The sequence below is a fragment of the Streptomyces humidus genome (genome assembly GCF_014649655.1).
GTDB classification, from domain to species: Bacteria; Actinomycetota; Actinomycetes; order Streptomycetales; family Streptomycetaceae; genus Streptomyces; species Streptomyces humidus.
Map to the genome: position 1 here is coordinate 63,915 of NZ_BMTL01000007.1, position 25,616 is coordinate 89,530.

Here is a 25,616-nt window from a genome sequence, read left to right on the forward strand (position 1 = left end):
GACCCGGGCGTACGGCGGGTCAGGGCCGGTGCGCGGTCACCAGGTGGCGGCTGCTGTCGGCGGTGAGGGGGCGGGCGTCGTAGCCGCCGAACTGCTCGTCGACGACAAAGCCGGCCGCGTGCAGCAGCTCGGTCAGCTCCGCAGGGGTGTAGAGGCGGACCGAGCTGTGGCTGGTGTCCGTGGTGCCGTCGTCGTAGGCGGTGGTGGTGTGCCGATTGAGTCTGCGCGTGGCGGGGTCCCAGGTGACCTGCTGGGTGGTTTCGGCGTGATCGCCGCGGACGGTGCGGGTTCCCATGCCGGTGGTGTCGGGGTGCGGGGTGAAGTGGTCCATGGCCATGCGGCCGCCGGGGCGCAGGACACGGAAGGCTTCGCGCAGGACCCCGAGGTCCTCGTCGGTGGTGTCGAGGAAGCCAAAGGAGTTGAACAGGAGCAGGACGGCGTCGGCGCAGCCGTCGTCCAGGGGAAGGCCGCGGACGTCCGCGTGCAACAGGTTGATCCGCTCGCCGTCCGCCGCGGCGGTGGCGGCGGCGTGGTCGAGGAGGTCCTGGGACAGGTCGACGCCGGTGGTGTGGGTGTAGCCGCGGCGGGTCAGCTCGGCCGTGTGCCGGGCGAAAGCGCAGCACAGGTCGAGGATCGTGTGATCGGTCTGCAGGGCGAGGCGGGCGGCGAGGAAGGCGACGTCACGTCGGGTGGTGGCGCCGTCGTGGCTGCCGTAGCGCTCCAGGTAGCCGGTGCCGCGGTAGTTGCTGATCCACCACGGATCACCGTCGGGCGTCGGGGCGGGCGCGGGGGCGGGCTGGGTCATGTCCGTTTCTCCGTAGGCGGGGTGCGGTGAAGGCGGCCTTCGGCGTCGGGCAGACCGCGGGGAGCGGTGAGGTAGGCGCGGCCGACGACGGCGCCCCAGCCGGCATGCCACAGGCGCGTCAGGTCGGCCCACCCGGACAGGCCGCCGGCGTACCAGAGGAAGGCATGCGGGTGGCGGCCCGCGAGGCGGTCGAGAACCTGCCAGGGGGGCGGGGTGCGGTGGGTTGCCGCGCGGGCGTCGGTGATCAGGACGGGCTGGGTGCCGCCGGTGGCGTCGAGGAGGGCGTCCAGGGCGTCGGTGAGCGCCACGTTGGTGGTGCGGGTGAAGCCGTCGGTGACGATCCGCCCGTCCACGGCGTCGAGGGACAGCATCAGTTGTCCGGCGTCCGCGAGGGTGGTGAAGTCCGGCCAGGCGTGCGGGTCGAGGCGTCCGTCGGGGAGCAGGCCGGTGGAGCCGAGCAGGACACCGGCGGCGCCCGCGTCCAGGAGGCGGCGGACGGCCGGGTCGCGCGGGGCCAGTCGGCCGCCGGCCCACAGCCGGCCGGGGTGGTGGCGCACGGCCGTCTCCAGCAGCGCGGTGCTGGTGCTGGTGCCGGTGGAGCGGTCGAGGTCGATGACGGCGGTGGGCACGTCGTCGTCGAGGAGGTCGGCGAGCAGCCGTCCCGGCGGCAGGCCGGGGAGGGAGGTGACCGTGCCGTGGCGGACGTCGACGTTCACCCGCCACGGGCCGGGCGGCCCGGCGTGAAGGGCAGTGGGCAGGGTGGCCGCAGCGGTCCCCGGGGTGGGGGTGGTGGGCATGTGGGCGCCTCCGGGTTCAGGCGGCGGCGAGCGCGGCCGGGCGGGGGGCGGGCGGTTCGTTCCAGGAGGCCGCGTGGGCGAGTTCGGCCCGCATGGCGGCCAGTTGGGCGGTGGTCCAGGTGCCGGTGCTCACCGCGAGGTCGAAGCTGGCGGCCATCTGCCGGTGCAGCGTGCCCGCCGTACGGTGGGCTCCGTCGCTCAGGTAGGCGCCGGTGTCGCCGCGCAGCAGGTGTCCGGTCAGGCGGGTCTGGATGCTGTGGTGCAGGTTGGGGCGCAGGCTCGGCAGGTCGGCGGCGTCGGCGATGTCGTGCCGGCCGGAGCGGTGGTAGAGGGTCCACGCGGATTCGACGCTGCGGGTGACGGCCCGACCGCCGAGCTGCTCGACCAGCTGGCGGCTGGCGCGCAGCGTGTCGCCGTAGCCCACGTTGTCGTCGATGACCAGCAGGGTCGTGTCGCGGGCCGCGGCGGTCAGGCGGTCGCGGTAGGCGCGGGGGGCTGTGGCGCGGTGGCGGACGGTGCCGCTGGCGCCGAGGTATGCGACGTTGCCCTGGTCGTGGAACCCAAGGCGGACCAGGTGCACGTCGACCGGCCGGCCGAGCAGAGCGGGAAGGACGGTCCGGGCGGCCAGCGCGAGGGACAGCGACCCGTACAGCGGGGCGAGGACAGCGGTGATGTCGGGCCGGGGTGCCAGTACGTGCTCGGCGAGGAAGCGCAGCTCGTTGCCGATCTTGACCGGGTTGTCGAGCTCCCGGAAGGCCCGCCAGCCCGCCTCGTGGGCCTGCAGCAGTGCGAGGTCGCCGGGGTGCGGGGCGAACGGGCCGGCGGCGCGGTGGCCGTGAAGCGCGGCAGCGGTGGAGGTGGCGGTCTCCAGCAGGCGTTCCAGCGCGGCCGGGCGCGGATCGTCGGTGAGGCTGGGGCGGTCGGTGAGGCCGTGCCACAGGGTGTAGGCGCCGGCGGCGGCGAGGTTGTGGAGGTTGTCGAGCAGCGCGTGCCGCAGTGCCGGGGCCTGCCCCGGCGCCCGGTGGTCCAGGCGGCCGAGGGCTTCGCCCAGCGCCGCCCAGGACGGCAGCGCCGTACGGGGCTGGTAGTAGGCCGGGCCCCGGCTGAGCCGGATGTTGCGGGCGCCCGCCGCGGGCCGGGGGCCGCCGGCGGCCGGGAGGAAGGTGTCCAGCAGGGCGGGGTCCAGGCCGGCGTTGGCCGCGAGGTGCAGCTCGGCGGCGGGAATGCGGACCAGGCCCAGCAGGTCGCAGGCGACGGCGCTCCCGGAGACGGGCGGGGCGGGGTAGGCAGGGTGGGCCGTGTTCGCCCGGGGCGGGGGCGGGAGGGTGGTAGTCGTGGTGGTCACGTGGGCTCCGTTTCGCGGATGGGCCGGCGCGCGGCGTGGTCGCACAGCGCGGCCAGGCAGGAGGCGAGGCTGGTGAAGCGGGTGGTCGGTGCCGATCCGGGCGGGGGTTGCCCGGTGGGGGTGATCCAGACCGGGTGCAGTCCGGCGGCGCGGGCGCCGACGATGTCGGCGGTCCACTCGTCGCCGACGTATAGGCACTCCTCGGGCCGGACGGCCAGGTCCTCGCAGGCCCGGTGGAACGGTGCGGGATGCGGCTTGCGGTGGCCGTTGCCCAGCGCGCACACCACGGTCTCGAAGTACCGCTCTAGGCCGGCCTGTTCGAGCTTGGCGTGCTGCTGGTCGGCGTCGCCGTTGGTGACGACGCCGAGCTGGTAGACCGCCGCGAGACGCCGGAAGGCGTCGACGATGGCGGGAACGGTGCGGATCGCGCGCATCTGCCGGTGGGCGAAGTCGTCGACGTGGGCGGCCAGTTGCCGCTCGTCCAGTACGATCCCCGCTTCGCGCAGGGCGGATTCCCAGACGTGGCGGCGGGCGGCGGTGTGCGAGCCGAGCGGGGCCAGGGCGCGGTCGTAGTCGCCCCACAGCCGGTCGGAGGTGCTCACGTAGGTGGAGGCGATGACGGCCGCGCTCACGCCGGGGTGGGCGCCGGCGAGTCGGGTGGCGACGGCGTCCAGGGCGTGCTGCCAGATCGCGCGGGTGGGGATCAGGGTGTTGTCGATGTCGAACAGGACGGTGGTGACCGCGGGCATCGGCGGCACGAGCGGCTGGTGGGGGGTGGGGGTCACTGGGCTGCTCCGTGGCCGGTCATCCGAGCGGCCAGCGCGAGGGCAGCCAGGCCCTCGGCGGCGGCGGGGGCGTTCTCGTCGCGGGTGAGGCGGAAGTACAAGTCCGGCATGAGCAGGCCGAGGATCCGGGCCCGGTCCAGGGGCAGGCCGTCGAACCGGTCCAGCAGCCAGGTCGTTTCGAGGAGCTGTCCCCCCAACGGTTCGGCCAGTGGGCAGGTGACCTGAAGGACGCCGCGGTGTTCGCGGACCGCGGCGTCGGCGAGCAGGCCGGTGTGCTTCAGGCAGGAGCCGGCCAGCTTGGCCAGTGTCTGGTCGAGGTCGTGCATGCCGGCGAACTCAGCGTCGATCACCCACCAGCGCCGCTCGGTCGGGTGGACGAGGACGTTGCCCAGGTGGAGGTCGCCGGTGGCGTGGACGAGCCAGCCGCCCGGGGCGGCCGGGGTGAGGGAGCGGCGCGCGAGGTGGATGAGGGAGCGGCAACTGAGGTGGGTCGGTGCGCCGTTGAGGTGAAGGGTGTGGTCGGCCCAGGGCCGCAGCCGGTGGGCGAGGTCCTCCACCCAGCCGGACAGCACCGCGGGGGTCTGGAGCGAGTGGTCGACGTCGTCCTCCCGGCGGGGGGTCAGCGTCGCGGTGGCGCCGTGGACCAGCCGGGCGGCCACCTCGCCCAGGACCGTCAGGAATCGCCCCGGGTCGGTGGCGGCCAGGTCCCGCAAGGGGACGCCGTCCACGGCCTGGGAGACCAGCGTCGCGTCCTCGCCGCGGTAGTGCAGCGCGGTGACAGGCACGGGCAGATGCCGGGCGAGGGCCTGCAGACCGGTGTGCTCCCGTTCGGCGAAGGCACGTCCGCGACCGGGCTTGACCACGACCGTGCCCGCGGTCGTGCGGGCGGCGAACACCGGCGTGCTGCTCGGCCGCAGCTGGGCCAGCGCGCCGTCGGGGGAGGCGTAGGCGGGCGCGGGGGCGTGGCAGTCCTCCGGGATCTCCCAGTACGGGGCGGGGACCTCGTCGCGGACGCGGTCGACGGCGGCTGCGATCTCGTCGGTCAGCGGCAGTGGAGCGGGGCGCTCGGCCAGCAGCTTGTCGTCCAGCAGCCCGGCGTCCAGCACCGTCCAGCGGGCCTGGTCGTCCTCGCCCGCGTACAGCAGCCGGATCCGGCCGCCTCCCTCGGGCAGCAGCGCGGGGTAGAAGGCGTAGCGGGAGTCCGGGCTGCCGGGGCCGCCGCGGTGCAGGACGGCGCCCAGCGGCCGCCAGGTCAGGCCGTCGCGGGAGTGCGCGGCCGCCAACGAGCGGGAGGTGCCGGCGCCGTAGACCATCAGCAGGCCGCCGTCGGAACTCGCGGCGACGGCGGGGCAGTCGGCGGCGTACGCGTCCGGGGCGCCGGCCGGGCCGGTGGTGACGACGACGCCGTTGCGCTGCCAGACGATGCCGTCGGTGGAGGTGGCCAGGTGGATGCGCCGGTGGTGGCCGTCGCGTCCGGCGTACCACATCCACCAGGCGCCGCCGCGGTGTAGCACGGCCGGCAGCAGCACGTGCTCGCCGTCGCTCGCCCCTTCCTCGGCGGCGGGGGCGAGGGCGAGGTGGGGGGCGGCCCAGGTGGTTCCGCCGTCGCGGCTGACGGTGCGGTAGATCGACCAGGCCCCGCCGTCGGGCCGGGCGCTGAAGTAGGCGTGCAGCGCCTCCTGGTGGACGACCAGGCTCACGCCGGTGACGTCGTCGCAGCCGTCCGGGACCGGCAGCGGCCGAGCACCGTCCAGGGACACCGGCCCGCCGGGCTCGGGCAGGGCAGTGAGGACGATGCGGTTGCGGCCGCCGGTGTACCACGGCTCGGGGGCGCGGCCGGGCAACTGCCGAGGGATGTAGGTACGGGCGTCGGCCGGGCCGGTGGTCACGGCCAGCAGGCGGCGGCCGCCGTGGCGGATGAGGGCCGGGGCGAAGGTGATCCGGCCGTCGGCGCCGGCCAGCACGCCGCGGTGGCGCCCGACGAGGTCCGCCCGTCCCGCCCCGGTGCGGGTCCGGGGGCGCGGGCGCGGCAGTCCGGCCGGTGCGGCGGACAGCAGGAAGTGATCACCCGCCTCGAGGAGTTCGCCCGCCTGGGTGGTCTCCCGCACCGCGCGGCTCAGCGCGGTGAACGCCTCCTGGTCGGCGGCCGCCTGGTCGACGTACGGGCGCATCCACGCCGCGACGCCCTCCAGCGAGTACCGGTCGGTGACCTCCAGTCCGGCCGCGGCCAGCAGGTCCTCGGCCTCGGTGAGGCGGTGGGTGCGGGTGGGCGGCATGTAGTCGTCGGCCGACACCGCAGGCAGCGGCTCGTAGCGGCCGTGGTCGAGATATCCGCCGCCGGTCAGGGCGGTCATCTCCGTGAACCGGCCGCGCTTGAGCAGGTCCCGCAGGACCGAGGTGCGGGTCAGGAAGATCGCGTGGAACCGGCCGCCCGGCGCCAGCGCGGTCGCGGCCCGGCGCACCGCCTCGACGGCGTCCGCGTCGTCGAGCAGGTGGTAGAGCGGGCCGAACATCAGCACCGCGTCGAACTGGCCCGACGGCGGAACCAGGTGCTGCGCCGGGCCGTGCTGCGTGCCCAGCAGGTGCCCTTCCAGACCGGCCTGGCGGAAGCGGGCGCGGGCGCTGTCCAGGCTGTTCGCGGACAGGTCGGACAGGGCGACCATGTGCCCGCGGCGGGCCAGTTCCAGGGCGTGGACGCCGGGGCCCGAGCCGATGTCGAGGATGCGGCTTCCCGGGCGCAGCCCGGCCAGGACCTGCTGGTGGATGACCTCCGTCTCCAGCCGGTGGTAGGGGCCGGAGCGGGTGCGCTGCCACTCCCGCTCGGGGTCCGCGTCGTAGAACGCGGCCACCCGCTCGATGCCGCTGACGGTCGCGGGATCAGGGAGCGTCCGGCCCGCCGGCAAGGCGCCAGAGGGTCCCGTCGCGGTGGAGCCGGTCACGAGCGGCGAGATGGTCGAGGTGGGACTCAAGGAGGTCGGGGTCGATGTCATGGCCGAGGTCACGCAGCCTCTCGTCGAGCTGGGCGGTGGTCAGGGGGCCGGCGGCCAGCAGGCACCCTGCGGTCTGGTCGGCGTCGCGCAGGACCCGCCAGGGCAGGACCAGCGAGGGCAGGTCGGACATGGACCAGGCAGTGAAGTGCGGCGCTGGGTCCGCGGTGTCCGAGGCCGCCAGGCACGCCAACTGCGGTTCGTACGGGGCGAGGTGGTCGAGGAAGAATCGGGCGGTTCGGCCGGAGTCGACGACCTCGTCCACCACGATCAGCGGCTGCCCCGGCGGGGGAGTACCGGGGGCAAGGAGCCCGTCGGCCGCGGCGAGCAGCTCCAGGCCGTCGGTGCGCTCGCTGCGGCGGCGGGCGGCGGCGGCCAGCACCGTCGAGGCGGGCAGGAGGTCGGCCAGGGACTGGGCGGTGATCCACCCGCCCTGCAAGATGCCCACCAGCGTCACCGCACCGGGGTGGGCGCGGCGGATCTGCCCGGCCACGTCGGCGGCCATCTGCTGGTAGGCCAGCCAGGACACCATGCGGGCCCGGCGGCCGGCCCCGGCGGTGAACACCAGGTCCTCTATCGGCACTTCGGCCGAGGTGCGCGGGTTCGGGCGGTCAGGCATTGCGGACCTCCGGGGCGTAGCGGTCCCACAGCAGTGCCATCAGCCGGTCCGAGCCGCCCGCCACCCGCTCGAACGCCTCCTCCCACGAGCCTTCCTCCGGACCGTCGTCGGCGCCGAGGGGCGGCCCCGGCGCCTTGCGGCGCGCCCACAGGCTTGGCGCGGGCGGCAGCGCCCCGCCCACGGCGCGCACGGCGGTCTCGAGGTCGGCCAGGTGCTCGCCGACCCCGCGGCCGAGCGCGGTGATCTCCTCGGGGTGGTTGAAGGGCGTGCCGACGTCCAGCGTCAGCGGTACCAGGTACACCGCGGCGGGGACGCCGGTCAGGGCCCGACGCAGTCCGGCGTGGGTGCGGCCGGTGAACACGCTGTCGTCCAGGTGCACCACCACCTGCCCGTCCGCCTCCAGGCGCCCGGTGCGCCACGCGGTGCCCGAGACCCGGGCCATCTCCTCCTCGTGGACCGAACCCCGGGTGAGCGCGAGGCGGACCCGGTCGCGCTGACCGGCCGGCAGCATCCCGGCGAGCACCGGGCCCGCGGCCATCGCGCCGAAGGCCTCGCTGACCAGCAGCACCGGCGCGCCCGGATGTGCTGCGGCCAGCGCCGGCCAGCGGGTCTGGGCGACTGCGGCGATCTGCCACAGCACGTCGCCCTCGCGCACGGCGCGCACCGCGTCCGCCGCGACCTGGGGCCCCTGAAGTGCCCGCGCCAGCTCGCGCAGGATCTCCGGGATCCGGGCATCGGAGGTCAGGGCGGTCGCCCGCTCCGCCCAGGTGGCCCGATCGCACGGACCGGCCGGGCAACCCTGCGGCTGCCACCGGTTCCAGGCAGCCTCGGCCAGCAGCACGCCGAGCCCCTGAAGGACCTCGTCCAGCACCCCGGCCGCCCTGTCGTCGGCGAGGACTGCGGCGCTCCACCGCGCGGTGCACACGTCCTGCACCGCCGATTCCAGGAACGCCAGCCACGCCAACCACGCGTACCACCCGGCCGGTTCCCGCGCCGCGGTCTCCGCCAGCGGGCGGGCGAACTCCGCGTACCGGGGCCACCGCTGCTGGACGGTGGCGAACCTCCGGCCCGGCGCCGGAGCGCGGCCGGGCAGGTACATCTGCGCGTCGGCCGTGTAGTAGCCGAAGCCCCGCAGATACACCCAACCCCCGCGCACCACCCGGTCGTCGAAGAACGCCCTCGCCGCTGCCGGAAGTTGGTTCTCCAGTGCGGCCGGAAGGCGGAACCCGCCGCCGTCCGCCAGATGCTGCGCCGCCGCGACACCCGGCGGCGGGCTGATTGCGCCGCCGGCCTGGAGCGCCGCCGTCCAGCCGCGCTCCAGCTCTCCGCGCTGCGCGGCCATCTCCCTCGACCAGCCGAACAGCCGCCGTCGCGCCGGCAGTAAGAGGCCCGCCCGGCCGGGCTCGGCGGGGACGGTGGGGACGGCTGCCCGGGCGGTCATGTCGCCACCGGCCGGGCCAGGGCCTGCGACGCCTCGGCGAAGGCGGCGGCGTAGGTGCCGATCGTCTCCTCGGTGTCCTGGTCGGTGACGCTCACGCTGATCCGGCCCGCGTTGTAGGCGCTCTCGCCGTGGAAGGGACCGCACCGCCGCGGCCGCCAGGTGCCGGATGCCGCGTGCAGCGGGACCGGATGCGTGAACAGCGGCATGCCGGCCAGCGAGCCGACCGAGGGGTAGTGCGCCGGAACCCCGGCGTCCTGCAGCCGCCGCAGGTAGGCGTTGACGTCCACCCCCGGCTTCAGCTCGCCGGGCTGGATCTGCGGCCGGTAGGAGAACCAGCCCCCCATACCGGCGCCGGGCCGCACCACAGGCGGCCGCACCCCCGACAGGCCCTGAAGGCCCCGGGTCAGCCGCTCCAGCAGCGCGCGGCGGGCCGCCAGACGTTCCACCAGGTCCTCGGCGTTGGCCAGGCCCACCACCGCGGCCAGCGGGTGCATCCGCATCTTCAGCCCGAGCCCGGTCTCCCCGAACGCCGCCAGCTCCGGGTCCTTCAGCAGCAGGGCGCGGCCGCGGTAGTGGCCGGCCAGCAGCGCCCGCTCGCGCCACTGCGGGCGCGCGGCGCTGAACAGGCCGCCCTCACCGGCGGGCCAGGACTTCCTGTCCTGCATGCTGCCGACGCAGATGTCGCCGAACGTCCCCACCCGCTGCCCGTGCAGCATCGAAAGGTAGGCGTGGCTGATGTCCTCGATCAGGTGCAGATCCCGTTCGCGGCAGATCCGGGTGATCTCCTCCATCGCGGCGGGATGCCCCAGGTAGTGCGTCACCGTCACGCACCGGGTCAGCGGGGTGATCGCCGCCTCCAGCGCCGCCGGGCACAGGTTCCCGGTGTCCGGCTCCACGTCGACGAGCACCGCGTTGAGCCCGGCGTGCAGCGCAGGACTCAACGAGGCGTGGAACGTGGTGACCGGCCCGATCACCTCCGAGCCGGGCGGCATGTCCAGCGCGAGGTAGGCCGCGTGCAGCCCGGCGGTGCCCGAGGAGAACGACAGCGGATCCGGCAGGCCCAGGACCTTCTCGATCTGCTGCTCCAGTTCCCCGATCACGCCGGAGCCGTCCGCCACCGACAGCGCCCCTCCCGCGCGAACGTAGTCCGCGAGCGCCACCGCGATTCGCTCGCGCTGCGGAGCCGGCTCGAAACGGTGCGGCATGGCGTCCTCCAACTCCCGCGCACCGGCCGTCGGTAGGCGGCCGTACGCGTCGTGACAGGTGGCGGCAACGGCCCAGATGTTGGCCGGCCAAGCCGTCGGCGCGGTCGGCCGGCGGCGGGCTCACCAGCACACAGCGCCCGAAGAGGCTGCGGCAGAGGGGACCGGAGAGAACGTTGAGAATTTCGCGGCGAGAGCGAGAAAAGCCGAGAATTCGCGCCCCACACAGGAGATCTGACGTAGCGTCCGGGCGTGATGACCCTCCGCGACGCGACGTCGGCGGACGCCGGGTCGGCGTCCGCGCCCCCCTCGAACCAGGCCCTGGCCGCCGCCCTCCGGGCAGCCCGGTGGACACCCCGTGATCTCGTCCGGGCCCTCAACCCCCGCTTGGAAGCCGCCGGCCAGCCCACCTTGCACCTGACTGCCGGCCGGGCCTGGCTCAACGGCACCAGGCCCCGCTCCGCGACCGTGCGCCGGCTCGCGGCCACCGTCCTCACCGAGGCCACCGGCGAACCTTTCAACGCCGCGGACCTCTGGGGAGAGCCCGCTGCGGGCGGCGCGACGGCCGAGAAGACCGCCACCGACGACCTCGTCGGCCGCCGCTCGGTCGCCGACGTCCTGGCCACCGCCACCGCATGGACCGCTACCGACCCGCAAGAGCAGGCCATCCTCCACCCGGCAGGCGACAGCCAGCTCCTGAGCGCCGTCTGGGACGCTACCCGACAGAGCCCGCTGCGCACCGCTGCACCGGGCACCCAGGAGCAGGTCCTGCCCGCGTTCGTCGACGTCCTCGAAGGCCACCTCGGCCGCCTGCGGCGCCTGGACGACACCGCCGGAGGCGGAGCCTTGTCCCAGCGGTACGTGCGCATCGAACTCGCCGGCGTCCTCGACCTGGTCCGCAGCAGCAGCTACACCACCGACGTCGGCACCCGCCTCCTCGCCACCGCCAGCGGCATGGCCCAGCTCAGCGGGTGGATGGCCTTCGACGCCGACCTCAACGCGGCCGCTCAGCGCTACCAGCTCCTCGCGATCCGCCTCGCCAGAGCCGCCGGCGACACCACCACGGTCGCCAACGTCTTAGGCATGCTGGCCTACCAGCACGCCGCGACCGGCAAGCCCGCCGCTGCCCTGCGCTACGCCGAAGCCGCCGTCGACCACACCGCCCGCAGCAGCCCCGTCGTCCGCGCCCGCGCCTGGGGCCGCATGGCCACCGCCCACGCCGCGGCCGGCGACATCAGCGCCTTCCGGGACGCCACGGACCGCTGCCGAACCCTCCTGGAACACCGCCGCGACGACGACCCGCCCTCCTTGTACTACTTCACCCCCGAACAGGTCTCCGCCGAGGCCGGCCACGCCCTCGTCGAACTCGCCGCCACCAACCCCGCCCACACCAGGCGCCTGCTCGCCGAGGCGACCACGCTCCTGTCCCCCCTCACCGACCACGGCCCCACCAGCGGATTCCCCCGCTCCGCCCTCCTGCACGGCATCCACCTCGCGCACGCCCACCTCCTCGCCCGCGACCCCGGCGCCACCGCAGCCACCCTCCTGCAACTCGCCGACCGGGTACCCGACGTGCAGTCCATCCGCTGCCGCAACCTCCTGCGCCGGATCCGCCGTTCAGCAGGCGCCCGCATGCGCGCACCGGACGGCGCCCGTGCGCTCACCGCCGTCGACAGGGCACTATCGGCTTCATGACCTTCGTGCCCACCGCCTCCGACGCCCCGGCCGCGATACGCCTGACGCCCTCCGTGACCGCCGCGCACTACGACCACCCGGACGCCCGGCGCCTGACCCAGGCCCTCCGCGCCGAACAGCACACGTTGTACGGCTTCGCCGACGACCCGGACGCCACCCCCGAGGCGGACTTCGACCCGCCCGCCGGCCTGTTCCTCATCGCCCACGTCGGCGACGAGGCGGTCGGGTGCGGAGGCGTACGCCTCCTCGATGAGCACACTGCAGAGATCAAACGCATGTACGTCTCCGGTGAAGCTCGCGGCCACGGAATCGGCCGGTACCTCCTCCAACGTCTCGAAGGGCATGCTTCCAGCCGCGGCGCGACGCGGATCATGCTGGAGACCGGACGGCGCAACACCGCCGCCCTCGCTCTCTACCATCGGGCCGGTTACCTGCCCTGCCCCTCCTACGTCGCCGGACGCGACGCCCGAGTCAACCGGGCCATGACCAAGCTCCTCGGCAGCAGCTCACGGTGACTGCTGGAGGACCGCCCCGCCCGGCGCCGGCTTCCTGCCGAGGAGGGTGAAGTACTCCGTCGCGATGATCGACTCCCGCTCCGCTGCGGGAAGCCGGGAGAGGATTCCGGGAAGGGGCCGCTCCCGCGCGGCTTCGCTGCGGTGTGCCAAGATCGCGGCCAGTTTCCGGTCCGTGCAGTCGCTCACGTCGACCGTCTCGGTGACGTGTCCGTCCGGCACGCTGAGCACCTTCTTGCCAACCCGCGTCAACAGCGCACCCAGTTCGCCCACCCCCGAATGTGGATGCGTCGCGGCGTACAGCGAGTCGGGCTGCCACGGAGCCCCGGCCTGCGGGTAGAGGTGTTCCAGGCCCGCGGCGTGGAACGCCAGCAGCGCCGCCTGGTGGGTGCGGAGGTGGTCCGGGTGGCCGGTCAGCTGGCCGTAGGCGTCGTGGGTGACGACGACCTGTGGCCGTACGGCGCGGATGTGTTCGACGATCAGCCCCGCTACCTCCTCCAGCGGGGCGTCGCAGAGCCGGGGCCGGCCGGGCGCGGAGTCGGGGATGCGAGCGTCGGCGAATCCCAGCATGCGCGGCCTGCCCGCCCCCAGGATGTCCAGGGCTTCTGCGAGTTCGCCGGCCCGGTGGCTGTCGGGCGCCCAGGTGGCGGTGACCACGGCGGTCGTGGCGCCCGCGGCGGCGTGCTGCGCGAAGACGCCGCCGGCCAGGAGGGACTCGTCGTCCGGATGGCCGAAGATGCCCAGCAGGGACGGCATGGACGCAGAAGAGGACGGAGGCACGGTAAGACCTTTTCTGTCGAACGTGGTCGCGGGAGGTGGTCGGTGCCGGGCTAGCGGCCTGGGGAGGCGTACGGCTGGAAGTGGGCGGCCGGGTGGTCGAGCGGGAGGGCGGGGTTCCAGGCGGTCAGGCACTGGGCGCTGGGCACGAACAACGGCTGGGGCAGCGCGGTCAGAGGCCAGAACCGCCAGGAGCCGATGGTCTCTTCGCGTTGACGGGGGGTGCCGGAGCAGCGGGTGATCAGGACGGGCACCGTCAGCCGTACGACGTCGCCCACCCGGTCCAGGAGCGTGCCCAGCACCTGTACGTCGTCGGGCTCGGCTACGAGGCCGGCTTCCTCGTGGAGCTCGCGGACGGCTGCCTCGGCGAACGTCTCGCCCGGTTCGACGGTCCCGCCGGCGAGCTCCCAGGTACGGCGCCGGTGTCGGCCGAGCAGGATGCCGTCCGGGCCGTGCACGATCACACCGACGCCGAGCGCGGTGTTCGGCGGGGGAGGTGCGTTGGTGCGGGGACGGCTCGGCACGCGTTCCGGACGGCGGGCCGTGTACAGCCGGTAGGAGACCGCGTTGTCCGTCGTCGGAGAGTCGATCGCTGTGACCGAGTCCAGGGTGAGGCCGTGCTGGACCAGGAGGTCTTCCCAGAGCTGCACGCTGAGGACCCACATGTTCACGGGGTGGTCCTGGGTCGTGCCGGGCAGCCGCAGGATCTCGGGGCGCGGGGTCACCTCGTTCGAGGGCCCGGCGCCGTCCGAGTTGGTGTGCAGCGCGGAGAAGACCAGGCGTCCGCCCGGTTTGAGGCCGTTGGCCAGGGCGGGCAGCAGCCGGTTGGGGTCCAGATACGGCAGGGAGCCGACGGAGTAGATCAGGTCGTACGGGTCGGCAGCGCGCAGGTGGTCCACTGCGTCGGCGCACACCAGGTGCAGACCGGGGTGGTCCGGGTAGCGGGTGAGGGCGCGCTGGTGCTGGGCGGGTGAGGCGTCGACGGCGGTGACCTTGGCGCCCAGGGCGGCCAGGTTCGCGGCGTGCCGGCCGAGGCCGCTGCCGAGGTCGAGGACGCGTAGTCCCGCCACCTCACCGAGGGCGTTGATGCCGGGGCCGGTCTCCGGGATTCCCCAGTCCCACCGGTCCAGTTCGGGCAGCTGAAGTCCTCTGGTGATCTGGTGGGTGCCGTAGGTGTTCCAGATTTCGAGGGTGTCCTTCTCGGTGGTCACCGAGTCCTCCATCGGCAAGGGGTGAGTGGGGGTCAGGGGTGCAGGGCGTAGCAGCGGAGCACGTCAAGGTCGGCGGCCTGGACGGCGGACCAGCCGGAGGTGAGGGTTTCGACCTCGGCCGGTCTGATCCCGAGACCTCGGAGAGGGTCGGTGTCCTCGCGGCGTCCGGCGATCTCGGTGACCACCCAGAACGTCCCGCCGGGGACAAGGAGATGGCGGACGCGGTTGAGGAAGGCTGTCTTGTCCTCCATCCACCGGTAGACGAGGCGGCAGGTGATGACCGCGTATGCGGGCTCCGGCAGGTCCGTGAGGTCGCTGGTGGTGATGTCGACGCACCGCCACGCCGGACCGGGGGTGGGACCTTCGTCGTGGGCGGCGGCGAGTGCGACGGCGCTGGGGGAGATGTCGATGCCAGTGGTGCGGTATCCGAGCTCGTGGTGAAGGTGGCGGGCCAGGGCGCCGTCGCCGCAGCCGATGTCGAGGGCCGGCCGTCCGCGGCCGGGGCCGAGGTGTTCATCCATCAGCCGGTTCTCGGGGCGGTCGAGTTGCCGGTAGCGACGACCGCCTGCCCAGAGCGGTTCCCAGTAGGCGGCGGTCGCGGTCGTCGTCATGAGGCTCCTTCACGGGCGGGCGGCACGGCGGTACGCCCGGGCGGGACGGGCATGTCCCGCAGGGCGCGGACAGGGGAGACGAGCAGGAGGATCACGGGGACGATCTCGAGGACCGCCCCGACGGTGAGGGTTCCCCGGACGCCGAGGAAGAGGACCAGGGCGCCGGCGGCCGCGGAGGCCAGGGGCCGGGCTCCCGCGGTCACCGTGGTGCTCGCGGCCTGCATGCGGCCCTGGAAGCGGGGCTCGCACAGGATCTGCCTCAGGGACCTCTGGCTCGTCCCGGAGGCTGTGGCCCAGAACAGCTGAACGGCCAGCGTCCCGGCGAGCGCGATCTGCCAACGGAGTCCTGGTCCGGCGAGCAGGAGGGGGATCTGGGCCAGCGGGCTGACCGCGAACCCGATGATGATCGTCGGTCCGATGCCGAAGCGGGACGCGATGCGCGGGGCGAGGAGCGCCCCGGCCAGGCTGCCCGCCCCGCCGACGCCCATGATCACGCCGAACTCCGTCGGGGATACATGCAGGTCGACGAGTAGGTAGTACGCCCAGTACGTGTTCATGACCGCCAGGCCGAAGCTGAGCGTGGACAGGGCCGCGATCACTGTGCGGATCGTGGGCTGCCCAGCCACGTAGCGCAGGCCCTCACCGATGTCCCGCGAGAGGGTCCGGCGGCCTTCGGGCGGAGCGGCGACCAGCTCGGGGGTGCGGATGCGCCACACGAGAAGGGCGGAGACGAGGTAGGAGAGGACGTCGGCGAGGACGGAGCGGGCGGCGCCGATGGCGCCGACCAGCGCGGCGCCCGCGTTGCTGCCCGCGCTGTCGGCCACCGACGAGGCCGCGCCGAGCCGGGAGTTCGCGCGCTGCAGCAGGTGAGGTTCGACGAGGACGGGCAGGTAGCTGATGGCGGCCGCGTCGTGCACGATCTTGGTGATGCCCAGGATGACGGCGACCGCGTACAGCTGGCCGATGCCGAGCACTCCGGCGAAGGCGGCGGCCGGGATGGTCGCGAGGCCCGCGGCGGCGGTGAGGTCCGCGGCGATCATCTGGGGGCGCTTGGCGTAGCGGTCCGAGAGCGCGCCGGCCGGGAGCGCCACGACGGCATTCGGGAGTTGGCCGAGGAAGGCGAGCGCGGCGATCTGGGTGGTGGAGGCGTGGAGTTCCAGCACGGCCAGGGTGGGGAGGGCGACGGTGCTAACCGCGGATCCGGAGAGGCTCGCGCACTCGCTGGCGACCAAGCGGCGCAGATCCGGGGAGGTGACCGTCGAGGCCTTGGCCGTCTGGGTGGAGGTCGTCACCCGGCCTCACCGCCCAGCAGTTCTGGGGCGATCACGTTGGCGTAGAGCCGGCCGGTGGAGAAGTGGGTGAGGACCGCGTGGGTGAAGGGGTGGCAGTCGGGGGGCGGGGCGGTCGGGTCGACCCACACCAGCTCGGTGTGCGTGCCCGGCTCGCGGTTGTACGGGGTGCCCTCCCACTCCCGCACCGTGAAGGCGGCGCCGATCACCCGCTCACCGTCCGCCGCGTGGAAGTGGAGCAGCTGGCAGAACCGCAGGCGGTCCGGGCTGATGTGGATGCCGACTTCCTCGGCGAGCTCGCGCACCGCTCCCTCGTCGAGGAACTCGCCGTCCTCAAGGCGTCCTCCGACGACCGTGAGCATCCCGGGGGAGTGCCACGACGTCGCCTGGTGCCGGACGGTCAGGATCCGGCCGTCGCCAGGACGCTGGAGCAGGACCATGACGTTCCCGATGCTCCGGTGTACGGCGCTCACGACCGGTCCTCCTTCATGAGCCTGTCCAGGGTCCGCCGACCGCGGGCGGTGACCTCGGCGTCGCCGTTGTCCGGGCCCCAGGCAAGGCAGTTGACCGCGTCCAGCGCGGTCAGGCAGCGGAGCGCGTGCCGCTCGGCGTCGGACAGCTCCCGCCCGTAGGACAGGAGGAACGCCTTCTCGCGGTCCGGATGGTCGGCCCACTGGGTGGTGGCGAGGATGACGAGGTCCTGGACGCGCGCGGCCGGCCGGGACCGTTCGAAGTCGATGAGGGCGAGCCCGCTCGTGGACCACAGCCAGTTCCTCGGCTGGTTGTCGCCGTGGATGTAGCCGACGGGTACCGGGCCGACGCGGCGAAGGCGTGCGGCGTGGTCCCGGATCAGCTGCTGCTCGTCCTGGTTGAGCCGGTCCCCGGCGCGAGCCAGGTACTTCTCCGCTCCGTCAGCGGCGGCGGACAAAGAGGCTTCGGCCTCCACCTGGTCGCCGCGGTCGAGTGGCCCGGCCTCGTGGAGCCGGGCGCAGAGCGCCCCGGCCTGTTGGTGCACGGTCCGCCACCCGGCGGCGCCCAATCCGAGTTCCTTCGCCGGGGCGCCGGGAACCGCGGTGAGCAGCAGGGCCAGGTCCTGGGCGCGGCTGTCGACGAGGTGGGGCGCCCGGGTGTGTCCGAGTGCGGGGACGATGTGACGGTAGGCCCGGCTCTCCCGGGTGAAGAACTTCACCGAGGGCGAGACCTTCAGGTAGTGGTGCACCCCGCGTTCGCCCTCCAGATCCCACACCCGGGAGCGGTCCCAGCTGTGCGAGGCGTCGCGGACGGACACGACGGGGCCGATCCGCTGTTCCGCCCAACGCTTCAGGGCCGCGGGCAGCGGCTTCGTCGAGCTCATCCGGCACACCTCGCGACCGGGCGCGGGACGGCGGAGCGGCAGAACGCACCGCCATCAGATTCGGTGAGATCGGGGAACACGGTTCCTCCCGGGGTGTCGGTCGCGTTGATCGTCGGAGTGCCGGATGGGCAGACCAGGCCGGCGGCGGCCGACCCTGGCCGTTGCCGGCCGGAGTCGGCTCAGTACTGCGGGCAGGGGATCAGGTCGGATCGGGCGCGCCGCCGGTGCGCTGCTCCAGTTCCCACAGGGTCCGAAAGAGCCCGGGCTCGCGGGTGAGCTGCGCGTACGTGCCTTCCTGGACGAGGCGGCCCTGGTCGAGGACGACGATCCGGTCGGCCACGGCGACGTTGGCGAGCCGGTGCGTGATCAGAAGGATGGCGCGGTCCTTGGCCAGGTCCCGCAGGCCGGTGAAGACGTGGTGCTCCGCCCGGGCGTCGAGCGCGGCCGTGGGCTCATCCATCACCAGTAGCTCGGCCTTCCGGTGAAAGGCCCTGGTCAGGATGACGCGTTGCCACTGCCCGCCGGACAGCTGGTGGCCGCCAAACCACTCGCTGGTCAGGAGGGTGTCGAGGCCGGAACGGAGGGCGGGCAGCATGTCCGCGGCTCCGGACGCCTCGCAGGCCGCCATGAGCGCGGCGTCGCTGGGGTCGCCCTGCCCCAGGGTGACGTTGTCGCGCAGCGTCAGCGGCAGATAGGTGAACCGCTGCGGCGCGACCGCCACGTGCTTCCACGCCTCCCACGGCTCCAGCCGCGCGGTGGTCGTGTGATCCCAGGCCACTTCCCCGGAGGTCGGCAGCAGCAGTCCGCAGATCAGCCGGGACAGAGTCGTCTTCCCTGACCCGTTCTCCCCGACCAGCGCCACGATCTCCCCGCGCCGTACCTTCAGCGATACCCCGGCCAGGCTGTCCTTCTCCGCACAGTCGTACCGGTAGGTGACGTCGCGGACCTCGAACCGTTCCGGCGGCGCCGACAGCATCTCGGAGCCACGCGAGGCCACCATCGCCTGCCCGTGCGCGTTGTCGATGAAGTTCTGCCAGTCCTGCACGTACCAGCCGGTGCGCACCAGCCGGGCCCCGCCGTTGATGATGCCGCGTACGGAGCCGGTCGCCGTCTGCAGGGCGAAGACCGCGCCGCCGCCCGCCGCCAGGTCCATCCGGCCGGAGACCAGGAGCCACAGCAGGGTCGCCCAGACCGCCGCCGAGGCGACTCCGCCGGCCGCCGCGCCGGCCAGGCCCATCCAGGCCCCGGTGTTCGCGGCCTCGCGCTCGGAGACGTTGACGGAGGCGGCCAGGCGCCGGTAGCGGCCGAGGAGGAACGGGCCGGCCAGGCAGGCTCGCATCTCCTCGCTGGACTCCATGTAGGACATGTGCCAGCGCAGCTTGTGCAGCATCCGTCGGCGCCCCGACGTCTCCAGGCTCGCGAGGTACACCACGCGGGCCGCGCGCACGTACGCGGCGGCCTGCGGCAGGCACGCCAGGAGCAGCAGAGGCAGGAGAATCGGGTGGATCACGGTGAGGACGGTCGCGCCGGCGGCGAGGGTCGCCGTGGCGGCCAGCACGTCCTGGGCTTCCTCCACGAGGTCGGGAGTGACCTGGGCGCCGCGGTCGGCGATGTCGTACTGGTCGTTGTACCCCGGCTTGTTGTTCGCCGCGGCCTCGGCGCCGAGAGCCGCCTCGACCATGCTGACTTCCGCGGCCCGGGCGAGCACCGGCCGCAGCCGCCCGGTCAGCCAGGTCACCGTGACTCCCAGCAGGGCGCGCAGCCCGGCAGCCACCGCGATGACGGCCAGCTGCGGAGCCGCCTCCCGCAGCCGCTCGGTGATGTCGCCGGAGGCGATCAGCGCGGTGAGGGTCCCGGTCACGGCGAACAGGCCCAGTGCGGCCAGCACGCCGGTGCCGATCTGGCACGCGAGCAGTCCGGCCGTCGCGCCCCGGTCAACCTGCCACGCCATCCGCAGCGACCGGCGCACCAGCACGGGCAGGCGCCGCGCCATCGTGGTCGTCGTCATCTGCGCGCCGGCCTGGATCCGGGACTCGTCCCGGTACTGGAACTCCTCCTCCTGCGCCGCGCCCCCGCTGTCGGGTGGGGTCCCCTCCGCTTCGTCCGTGCTCGGCTGTGCGGCTGTGCTGCCCGAGGTCAAGTCGATCCCCCTGTCGGTCGTCACGGCTGGTTCGCGAGGCTCAACGACACAGCCCGGATATCGAACACACGTTTTTCGGTCGGTCCTGAAGTCCCGGGATAGAGCGTTCGAGGAACCGTGGGAACAGCACCGACCCAGCTCTCGCAACGGCACTGCCACAAAGGGCGTTTGGCCGAATCGCCGAGGTTCCCAAGCGCCGTACGCCAGCGGGCGCGTTGGTGCGTATGGGGCCCGTCGGACTTGTAGAGTGCGGGGCTTCCGGTACGCCACGACTCTTGTGGAGCTGACTGTGCACGTGCTTGGTGGCCGCCCTCGAGCGGCCCATCCCGGCGGAACCCTCCTCGGGCCGAGCGGAGGGCGATGACCTGTGGCGATCACTGATTCCGACATCGCGGGAGTGCTCACCGCCTACCTTGAGCGCTACCCGCAAGAGGCCGGACAACTGGCCGAGCCTCTGCGGCTCCTGGCCGAAGGCCGGGGGGTCGCCTCGCGGCGGACCTTCCCGATGCACGTCACCGCCGGCGCGCTGCTGGTCCGGGACCACGCCGAGGTCCTTCTGATCGAACACCTCGCGTACGGGATCACTTTGCAGCCAGGCGGTCATCTGGAGCCGACCGATACGACGCTGGTCGGCGCGGCGCTGCGGGAGCTGTCCGAGGAGACCGGCATCGACCCTGGACAGGTCGCCCTCGTCTCTGCGCACCCTGCCTATGTCGAGTTCGGCCGGGTGCCGGCCAGGCCCGCAAAGGGCGAGCCGGACCACTACCACCTGGATTTCGGCTATGTCTTCACGACGGCAGACGCCGAGGTCGGGCGTATCCAGGAGTCCGAGGTGACCGGCGCCGCCTGGTACCCGCTGGATCTCGCGGAGCGCCTCGTCGGGCCCCGGATCGCGCGGGCGGTCACCACATCGACCGGAATCAGGTAACCCCTGCGCCACCGGAAGCTCTCGTGGCGGCCGGCTGACGGGCAGGGAACATGCCGTCATAGAAGACGCCGGGGCAAGCGCGTTCGGCGTCATGCCTCTGCCGGAAGCTCGGCGACGATCACGAGCCAGCTCGTCACCGTGACGTCGTCTGGCTTGGACTGGGCGGTGGCCTCGGCGAGGATCGCCATCTTCTGCTCGTAGGAGAGGGCGCCCTCGGGGTGGGCGAAGACGGGAATGGACAGCCAGGCCGCCCTCTCAGCGGTCGTGGTGTGCTGGCCGGTGACCTCCGCGGCGACAACGTGCAACCCGGCATCGGCCAGCAGCCCGGTGATCATGGGGAGCGGGAGCTTCGGAGGGACGGCGGCCGTCGGCGGGACGATGCCGTAGTCCCGGTTAGCGATCTGCTCGATCAGGGCGCTGAGAGAAGGCCCGGTCGGCGGGGACAGCGCGTCGGGGTGGGTGACCCCGGCGAAGGCGCCGCCGATGTTGAAGACGAACCGGCCTCCGGGCCGCAGTACACGGCGCACCGCAGTGACCACAGCGGCGACGTCCGTCTTCCACACCGCCGAGTTGCACACGACGGCATCCACGCTGCGTGCCGGGACATGGTCGGCCAAACCTTCGGCAGGGGCGTTGACCCAAGTCAGCCGGGGGTCGCTCAGGAGTCGGCGGCCGATGCTCTGCATGGCGGCGGAGCTGTCGAGGGAGAAGACGGTGGAGTCGGGCGGCGCCAGGGCGAGGATCGCCTCGGCCGTCGTACCGGTGCCGCCGCACAGGTCGACGATCACACGACTGCGGGTGAGGTCGGCACGCGCGGCCAGATCGCGGCTGGAGGCGCTGTACATGGGGTAGGCCCGGGTGAAGGCGGCGTAGGTCTCGGCGGTGATGTCGTCGTCCCAGCCGGTGAGGGCGTCGTACTCCAACGGGTTCCTCGCTCTCGTGGTCGGGTGCCGCACGTGGCGGGCGTGGAGGTGATCTGGATCCGCTCGAACCGAACCGAACCGAACCGGCGGTGCGGGGCCGGGTGTTCTGCGTGTCCTTGGAGCCGGTCGGGTCGCGGTGGGCTCAGTCGAAGGACGGCTTGACGTTGCGGCTCCGCTTGAGCTCGAAGAAGCCGTCCGTCGCCGCGACCAACGCCAGGCCGTCCCAGAGCTGTCCGGCGGCTTCGCCGCGGGGGGCCGGAGTGATGACGGGACCGAACAGGGTCGTGCCGGCGATCCGCAGGACGGGGGTCCCGACGTCGAGGCCGACCTCGTCGAACGCCTCGTGGTGCGAGTCCTTGATGCGCTGGTCGAACTCCGTGCTGGAGGCCGCCGCGGCCAGCGAGGCCGGCAGCCCGGCCTCCGCCAGGGCTTCGGTAATGACGGTGGGGTCCTCGCGGCGCCGCTGGTTGTGCAGCCGGGTGCCGATGGCCGTGTACAGCGGCCCCAGCACGGGGCGGCCGGCGTGTTCGGCGGCGGCGGCGCAGACCCGCACCGACCCCCAGGCCGTGTTCATCAGCTCCCGGTAGTCCTCGCTGATGCCCTTGCCGCCCCGCTGGTCGAGGTTGAGGTAGGCGAGCGACATGATCCGCCAGTCGGCGCGCACCGGCCGAACCTGCTCGACTTCCAGGAGCCAGCGGGAGGTGATCCAGGCCCAGGGGCACAGCGGATCGAACCAGAACGGGACCTGGACCTCGTCGCCGCGGGTCTCTTCGGTGATCGTCATGATGCGTACCGTCCAATCTGCGAGTGGCACTGCATGGCTCGTTGTCGGGCGGATGGGCTAGATGTTGAAGAGCCCGCCCTGGACTGGGATGTTGCTCTTGGCGGTGCGCCCCGCCACCTTCACCAGGGCGGCGAGGTCGGCGAGCTGCGCGGCGTCGTCTGCAGCACCAAGGAGGCGGAGGAACACCTGCGCGGTGACGTCGACGTCGGCGTAGGCCCGGTGGCGGGCGGCCGGCTGCGCGATGGCGAAGTGCGCCAGCAGGGTGTCGAGCTTGTAGTTCGCCAGGCCCGGGACCAGGTACTTGGCGAGGGGGATGGTGTCGAGGAAGTCGACACGGGACAGGGCCGGGCAGTGCTCTCGGGCGTTGTGGATGACGTTCGCCTCGGTCGCGGCGTGCTGCGCCACCAGCAGGTACCGGCCGCCAGGGGTGAAGCGCCGGTCCAGGGCGCCCATGACGTGCGCCACGTCCGGGGCGCCTGCCAGTTCGGCCGCTGTCAGGCCGGTCTGGGCCGTGTCGGCCGGTGTCACCGGGGCGAACGCGGGCGGCCGGATGAGGGAGGTACTCCGGCCCGCCTCCGTCCACGCACCATCTGGGCAGCGCAGGGCGAGAGCCGCGACTTCGATGGGCTGCGCCGGGTAGCCCGTCGGCGTCGTCGTCTCGAAGTCGATGACCACGAACGTCGTTGCCCGGAAGTCGGGGTCGTCGGTCAAACTGCCCATAGGTTCGCCGTTCATCTCGGTTGGGTGGCAGCGCTGGCGCGCGCCCTGCTCATCGAGGAGAGCACGTGCCAGCGCCTGCCCGGGTGGGTTCTCGTCAGTGCCCGATGAGCCGGACCACGGCCGCCGTGGCCGCGGGCAGATCCGGCGCGTTCCAGAGGCGCTCGCCGGTCCAGGTCTCGCTCAGGGACCGGTAGAGGTCGGACATCACCGGCAGGAACTCGCCCGGCAATGGGGTAGGAGTGGGCCACCGGTGCCGGGGCACGCCTTCAGCGATCAGCTGGTTGACGGGGACTTCGAGCCCGTTGTCGACGTACCAGTTCCGCAGGACCTGCTTGCCGCAGTGCACGCCGTCGAAGAGCAGGCGGCTCTCGTCGGGCGTGCCGGGGCTGTCGGCGAGCACGAGGCCGCCGTCGGCCGCCACCACGAATTCGAGTTTCCCGTCGCAGTGCCGCAGGCCCACCGTGCGCGCGTGTTCGGTCAGTACGCGGTTGACTGTGACGGTGGTGTCGAGCAAGGCTTGGAACCGGTCGTCGTCCAGGCCCGTGAGGCGTTGGGCTTGTGCCGCGTCGATGTACTGGTTGACGTCGTCCAGCATGGTCGCGAACTCGACGAGCGGGTCCTTCAGTTCCTCCCCGATCGCGGGGAGGGAGCTGAGTCCGGCCTGGGCCGGGGTGAGGGTACCGGCTGCGAGACGGCGGTGGACGGAGCTGCCCTGCGGGAGTTCGGTGCGGACAAGGACCTGCACGGGGAGCAGGGTGTTGCGGACGTCGGGGGCCAGGGGCACGGCGTCCGGGGCGGGTAGGCGGGCGAGATCGAACTCGATGTGGCGGGGGGCGGTGAACCGGCGGAAGTGGGTTCGCACGCCGGCCGCCTCCAGCAGGGCGAAGTTGAAGGCGGCCATGCGGGCGATGGCCTCGCCCTTGCCGGGGATCAGGTCCGGCATCCGGCCGTAGTGGAACACCGTGTAGGCGTCGGTGTACTCGAAGATCCCGACGCCCGCACTGGATTGCGTGACAGGGGTGGCGACCTTCAGGTTCTTGGTCGAGTGGAGGACGGGCATCATGCTCCTCTGCTGCGACGGCCGGGAGCCGTCACCGGTCGGAATCGGCGGTGGACGGCGCGGGGACCGATGCGGGGCCGCTTTGGGTGGCCGCCCGGCGGGCAGCGGCCAGCCCGAGCGCGCAGCCGGGCGGCATCGGAACTCCGGCTCGTGACGGCAGGCCCGTGGTGTCTTCGCCGCTATCGCCGGTGGGGGCCAGGTGGCCGTCGACCACCCTGAGCACGTGCATGCCGGCGGCGAGCGCGGAGGCGATGCCGTCCGGGGCGTCTTCCACGGCGAGGCAGCGCTCCGGCGGGACGCCGATGCGGCGGGCGGCCTCCAGGAACAGGTCGGGGGCGGGCTTGCCGCGTGCGGCGTCCTCCCGGGTGACGACAGCTTCGAACTGGGGGGCCAAGCCCAGGGCCTCGATCCCGGGATGGACGAGGATGCGGCTGGCCGCCGACGCTACGGCGCAGGGCAGCCCGGCTTCGCGCGCCGCGTGCAGGAGCGCGACGCTGCACGCGATGGGGGCGATGGTGTTCATGTGGGCCAGGAGGTGGGCGCGGCTACGGCCGATGATCTCGTCGTGGGGCAGCTGCCGTGCGCCCGGCAACGCGGCGAGCAGGTCGTGGATGGACAGGCCGAAGCGTCGGCGGTACCAGTCCGTGTCCAGGTCGAGCCCGTACGGCTGGAGTGCCGCCCGCAGCGACTGCTCCTGGTTGGCCGTCGTGTCGGCGAGGGTTCCGTCGAAGTCGAAGATCACGGCCAGGATGCCGTCGGGGATGGCCGGCGAGCAGCTCGCGCCGCGGGCAGGGTTCGGGCTGCTCGATGCAAGGGTCCTCTTGTTCATGTCGGCACCACTTCCGCGCGCTGTCCGCAGCACATGCACGGCGCCCCCTCGCCCGCCCACGGCTCACGCAGGCAGTCCAGGCCGGGCCCGGCGCCGCCGATCCAGTCACGGATCTGCGCGGCGGCCTCGTACTCGTCGATGACGCGCCGGTCGATGACGCGGTAGCGGGCCGGATCGGTGGCGGCGACCCGTTCGAACAGCGCGCACGCCCGGCGCATGAATGTGGCCTGCTCGGGGGTGAAGACCCGCCGGTCGCGACGCTGCGCGCGCACCAGCGCCTGGTCGGCGTCGTCGGTGACCAGGATCGTGAGATCGGGCAGCGGCCGGTAGAAGGAGGCGAGGTCGAGCAGGGCCAGGGCCGTCTCCAGGGCTTGGTCCGGGTGATCGGGGTGCAGCAGCAGTGCCTGGCACACCGCCGTGGTGTCGACGCTGCGGCCTTCGACGACCGTGCGCCCACCGGCCAGGTCGGGGAGCAGGGTGTCGAGGTCATGGCGCTTGATGGCCATCAGGAGGAGAGCCTCGGCCATGGGTGTGCCCCCGCGCAGGAACGGGTCGCCGGCGCTGGCCGCGCGCAGCGCCTGGAGCAGGGCTTCGCCCAGTCCGGGGCGTCCGTTCGCCCGCTGGGAGAACTCGTCCAGCATCAACGGCTTCTCGTCGAGGGCTTCGACGGCGCGGTTGGTCAGGTAGGTCTTGCCGACGCCGTTGAGTCCTTCGGCGGAGATCAGCGGGCCGCGCGTGCACGCGTGGCGTACCGGGGTGATCGTCACGGGCGGGAATCCTTTCGGAGACGAGGACAGGGCGC

Annotated in this window: 24 protein-coding genes; 3 read left to right on the top strand and 21 right to left on the bottom strand. The window is 73.2% G+C overall.

Translation table 11 applies throughout. The annotated features are described in order from the left end of the window. Nucleotides 1–19: 19 nt before the first annotated feature. Genes IE239_RS09900 through IE239_RS09935 form a run of 8 tightly spaced genes read right to left on the bottom strand, consistent with a single transcriptional unit; the run spans nucleotide 20 to nucleotide 9,984 of the window. Nucleotides 20–805: a class I SAM-dependent methyltransferase gene (locus IE239_RS09900; protein ID WP_190148919.1), complete on the bottom strand. Its 786-nt coding sequence runs from the start codon at nucleotides 803–805 to the stop codon at nucleotides 20–22. Then, on the bottom strand, nucleotides 802–1,602 hold the full coding sequence (locus tag IE239_RS09905; RefSeq protein ID WP_190148920.1) for a HisA/HisF-related TIM barrel protein: 801 nt from the start codon (nucleotides 1,600–1,602) through the stop codon (nucleotides 802–804). The genes IE239_RS09900 and IE239_RS09905 overlap by 4 nt, the downstream gene beginning before the upstream one ends. Before the next feature lie 16 nt (nucleotides 1,603–1,618). Next, nucleotides 1,619–2,947 (bottom strand): phosphoribosyltransferase, encoded by a 1,329-nt coding sequence (locus IE239_RS09910; RefSeq protein WP_190148921.1) that lies wholly within the window; start codon nucleotides 2,945–2,947, stop codon nucleotides 1,619–1,621. Beyond that, nucleotides 2,944–3,732, bottom strand: coding sequence for an HAD family hydrolase (locus IE239_RS09915; protein ID WP_190148922.1), 789 nt, complete (start codon nucleotides 3,730–3,732; stop codon nucleotides 2,944–2,946). Before IE239_RS09915 ends, IE239_RS09910 begins: the two co-directional genes overlap by 4 nt. Next, nucleotides 3,729–6,701: a methyltransferase domain-containing protein gene (locus IE239_RS09920; protein WP_190148923.1), complete on the bottom strand. Its 2,973-nt coding sequence runs from the start codon at nucleotides 6,699–6,701 to the stop codon at nucleotides 3,729–3,731. Before IE239_RS09920 ends, IE239_RS09915 begins: the two co-directional genes overlap by 4 nt. Then, entirely contained in the window at nucleotides 6,610–7,338 is a 729-nt protein-coding gene (locus IE239_RS09925; RefSeq protein WP_190148924.1) for a phosphoribosyltransferase family protein, read from the bottom strand. Before IE239_RS09925 ends, IE239_RS09920 begins: the two co-directional genes overlap by 92 nt. Then, a complete protein-coding gene (locus tag IE239_RS09930; protein ID WP_190148925.1) occupies nucleotides 7,331–8,779 on the bottom strand; it encodes a hypothetical protein in 1,449 nt (482 codons plus the stop codon). Before IE239_RS09930 ends, IE239_RS09925 begins: the two co-directional genes overlap by 8 nt. Further along, a complete protein-coding gene (locus tag IE239_RS09935) occupies nucleotides 8,776–9,984 on the bottom strand; it encodes a DegT/DnrJ/EryC1/StrS family aminotransferase (RefSeq protein ID WP_190148926.1) in 1,209 nt (402 codons plus the stop codon). The genes IE239_RS09930 and IE239_RS09935 overlap by 4 nt, the downstream gene beginning before the upstream one ends. 252 nt (nucleotides 9,985–10,236) lie before the next feature. Between IE239_RS09935 and IE239_RS09940 the strand changes: the two genes are divergently transcribed. Together IE239_RS09940 and IE239_RS09945 are read left to right on the top strand one after the other, a co-directional pair. Then, nucleotides 10,237–11,676, top strand: a complete 1,440-nt coding sequence (locus tag IE239_RS09940) for an NsdA family TPR-like regulatory protein (RefSeq protein WP_190149044.1) — start codon at nucleotides 10,237–10,239, stop codon at nucleotides 11,674–11,676. Continuing rightward, on the top strand, nucleotides 11,673–12,191 hold the full coding sequence (locus tag IE239_RS09945) for a GNAT family N-acetyltransferase (protein WP_190148927.1): 519 nt from the start codon (nucleotides 11,673–11,675) through the stop codon (nucleotides 12,189–12,191). Before IE239_RS09940 ends, IE239_RS09945 begins: the two co-directional genes overlap by 4 nt. Here IE239_RS09945 and IE239_RS09950 read toward each other — a convergent pair. The 7 genes from IE239_RS09950 to IE239_RS09980 all read right to left on the bottom strand — a co-directional run bounded on the left by IE239_RS09950 (nucleotide 12,183) and on the right by IE239_RS09980 (nucleotide 19,570). Further along, on the bottom strand, nucleotides 12,183–12,944 hold the full coding sequence (locus IE239_RS09950) for a PIG-L deacetylase family protein (RefSeq protein ID WP_190148928.1): 762 nt from the start codon (nucleotides 12,942–12,944) through the stop codon (nucleotides 12,183–12,185). The genes IE239_RS09945 and IE239_RS09950 overlap by 9 nt on opposite strands. 74 nt (nucleotides 12,945–13,018) lie before the next feature. Further along, on the bottom strand, nucleotides 13,019–14,176 hold the full coding sequence (locus IE239_RS09955; protein WP_229877989.1) for a bifunctional class I SAM-dependent methyltransferase/NUDIX hydrolase: 1,158 nt from the start codon (nucleotides 14,174–14,176) through the stop codon (nucleotides 13,019–13,021). A gap of 32 nt (nucleotides 14,177–14,208) precedes the next feature. Continuing rightward, nucleotides 14,209–14,787: a class I SAM-dependent methyltransferase gene (locus IE239_RS09960; RefSeq protein WP_190148930.1), complete on the bottom strand. Its 579-nt coding sequence runs from the start codon at nucleotides 14,785–14,787 to the stop codon at nucleotides 14,209–14,211. Next, a complete protein-coding gene (locus IE239_RS09965) occupies nucleotides 14,784–16,079 on the bottom strand; it encodes an MFS transporter (RefSeq protein WP_190148931.1) in 1,296 nt (431 codons plus the stop codon). Before IE239_RS09965 ends, IE239_RS09960 begins: the two co-directional genes overlap by 4 nt. Beyond that, nucleotides 16,076–16,549 carry an NUDIX domain-containing protein gene (locus tag IE239_RS09970; RefSeq protein ID WP_229877991.1) on the bottom strand — a complete coding sequence of 158 codons (474 nt, stop codon included), beginning with the start codon at nucleotides 16,547–16,549 and terminating at the stop codon, nucleotides 16,076–16,078. The genes IE239_RS09965 and IE239_RS09970 overlap by 4 nt, the downstream gene beginning before the upstream one ends. After that, complete coding sequence (locus tag IE239_RS09975; RefSeq protein ID WP_190148932.1) at nucleotides 16,546–17,430, bottom strand: phosphotransferase; 885 nt, start codon at nucleotides 17,428–17,430, stop codon at nucleotides 16,546–16,548. Before IE239_RS09975 ends, IE239_RS09970 begins: the two co-directional genes overlap by 4 nt. A gap of 199 nt (nucleotides 17,431–17,629) precedes the next feature. Continuing rightward, complete coding sequence (locus tag IE239_RS09980; protein WP_373308078.1) at nucleotides 17,630–19,570, bottom strand: ATP-binding cassette domain-containing protein; 1,941 nt, start codon at nucleotides 19,568–19,570, stop codon at nucleotides 17,630–17,632. Nucleotides 19,571–19,937: 367 nt separating this feature from the next. Here IE239_RS09980 and IE239_RS09985 point away from each other — a divergent pair, with 367 nt between their 5' ends. Continuing rightward, the gene (locus IE239_RS09985; RefSeq protein WP_190148933.1) at nucleotides 19,938–20,498 is read left to right on the top strand and encodes an NUDIX hydrolase; all 561 of its coding nucleotides are present in this window, start codon (nucleotides 19,938–19,940) and stop codon (nucleotides 20,496–20,498) included. Between the two features lie 89 nt (nucleotides 20,499–20,587). On the opposite strand, the gene IE239_RS09990 is transcribed toward IE239_RS09985, so the two are convergent. The 6 genes from IE239_RS09990 to IE239_RS10015 form a co-directional block, all read right to left on the bottom strand. Beyond that, nucleotides 20,588–21,421, bottom strand: a complete 834-nt coding sequence (locus IE239_RS09990; RefSeq protein WP_190148934.1) for a class I SAM-dependent methyltransferase — start codon at nucleotides 21,419–21,421, stop codon at nucleotides 20,588–20,590. Nucleotides 21,422–21,563: 142 nt separating this feature from the next. After that, the gene (locus IE239_RS09995) at nucleotides 21,564–22,205 is read right to left on the bottom strand and encodes a mycothiol-dependent nitroreductase Rv2466c family protein (protein ID WP_037905392.1); all 642 of its coding nucleotides are present in this window, start codon (nucleotides 22,203–22,205) and stop codon (nucleotides 21,564–21,566) included. Between the two features lie 57 nt (nucleotides 22,206–22,262). Further along, nucleotides 22,263–22,940 carry a 3'-5' exonuclease gene (locus IE239_RS10000; protein ID WP_229877993.1) on the bottom strand — a complete coding sequence of 226 codons (678 nt, stop codon included), beginning with the start codon at nucleotides 22,938–22,940 and terminating at the stop codon, nucleotides 22,263–22,265. Nucleotides 22,941–23,019: 79 nt separating this feature from the next. Beyond that, nucleotides 23,020–23,988: a phosphoribosylaminoimidazolesuccinocarboxamide synthase gene (locus tag IE239_RS10005; protein ID WP_229877995.1), complete on the bottom strand. Its 969-nt coding sequence runs from the start codon at nucleotides 23,986–23,988 to the stop codon at nucleotides 23,020–23,022. 28 nt (nucleotides 23,989–24,016) lie between these two features. Next, on the bottom strand, nucleotides 24,017–24,814 hold the full coding sequence (locus IE239_RS10010) for an HAD family hydrolase (protein WP_190148936.1): 798 nt from the start codon (nucleotides 24,812–24,814) through the stop codon (nucleotides 24,017–24,019). Next, entirely contained in the window at nucleotides 24,811–25,581 is a 771-nt protein-coding gene (locus tag IE239_RS10015) for a nucleoside/nucleotide kinase family protein (RefSeq protein WP_190148937.1), read from the bottom strand. Before IE239_RS10015 ends, IE239_RS10010 begins: the two co-directional genes overlap by 4 nt. Nucleotides 25,582–25,616 lie beyond the last annotated feature (35 nt).

Bases quoted from the DNA above. Each gene is read 5' to 3' on its own strand.
- IE239_RS09900 (WP_190148919.1), bottom strand. From the start codon at position 805: ATGACCCAGCCCGCCCCCGCGCCCGCCCCGACGCCCGACGGTGATCCG.
- IE239_RS09905 (WP_190148920.1), bottom strand. From the start codon at position 1,602: ATGCCCACCACCCCCACCCCGGGGACCGCTGCGGCCACCCTGCCCACT.
- IE239_RS09925 (WP_190148924.1), bottom strand. From the start codon at position 7,338: ATGCCTGACCGCCCGAACCCGCGCACCTCGGCCGAAGTGCCGATAGAG.
- IE239_RS09930 (WP_190148925.1), bottom strand. From the start codon at position 8,779: ATGACCGCCCGGGCAGCCGTCCCCACCGTCCCCGCCGAGCCCGGCCGG.
- IE239_RS09935 (WP_190148926.1), bottom strand. From the start codon at position 9,984: ATGCCGCACCGTTTCGAGCCGGCTCCGCAGCGCGAGCGAATCGCGGTG.
- IE239_RS09940 (WP_190149044.1), top strand. From the start codon at position 10,237: ATGACCCTCCGCGACGCGACGTCGGCGGACGCCGGGTCGGCGTCCGCG.
- IE239_RS09945 (WP_190148927.1), top strand. From the start codon at position 11,673: ATGACCTTCGTGCCCACCGCCTCCGACGCCCCGGCCGCGATACGCCTG.
- IE239_RS09950 (WP_190148928.1), bottom strand. From the start codon at position 12,944: ATGCCGTCCCTGCTGGGCATCTTCGGCCATCCGGACGACGAGTCCCTC.
- IE239_RS09960 (WP_190148930.1), bottom strand. From the start codon at position 14,787: ATGACGACGACCGCGACCGCCGCCTACTGGGAACCGCTCTGGGCAGGC.
- IE239_RS09975 (WP_190148932.1), bottom strand. From the start codon at position 17,430: ATGAGCTCGACGAAGCCGCTGCCCGCGGCCCTGAAGCGTTGGGCGGAA.
- IE239_RS09995 (WP_037905392.1), bottom strand. From the start codon at position 22,205: ATGACGATCACCGAAGAGACCCGCGGCGACGAGGTCCAGGTCCCGTTC.
- IE239_RS10000 (WP_229877993.1), bottom strand. From the start codon at position 22,940: ATGAACGGCGAACCTATGGGCAGTTTGACCGACGACCCCGACTTCCGG.
- IE239_RS10005 (WP_229877995.1), bottom strand. From the start codon at position 23,988: ATGATGCCCGTCCTCCACTCGACCAAGAACCTGAAGGTCGCCACCCCT.
- IE239_RS10010 (WP_190148936.1), bottom strand. From the start codon at position 24,814: ATGAACAAGAGGACCCTTGCATCGAGCAGCCCGAACCCTGCCCGCGGC.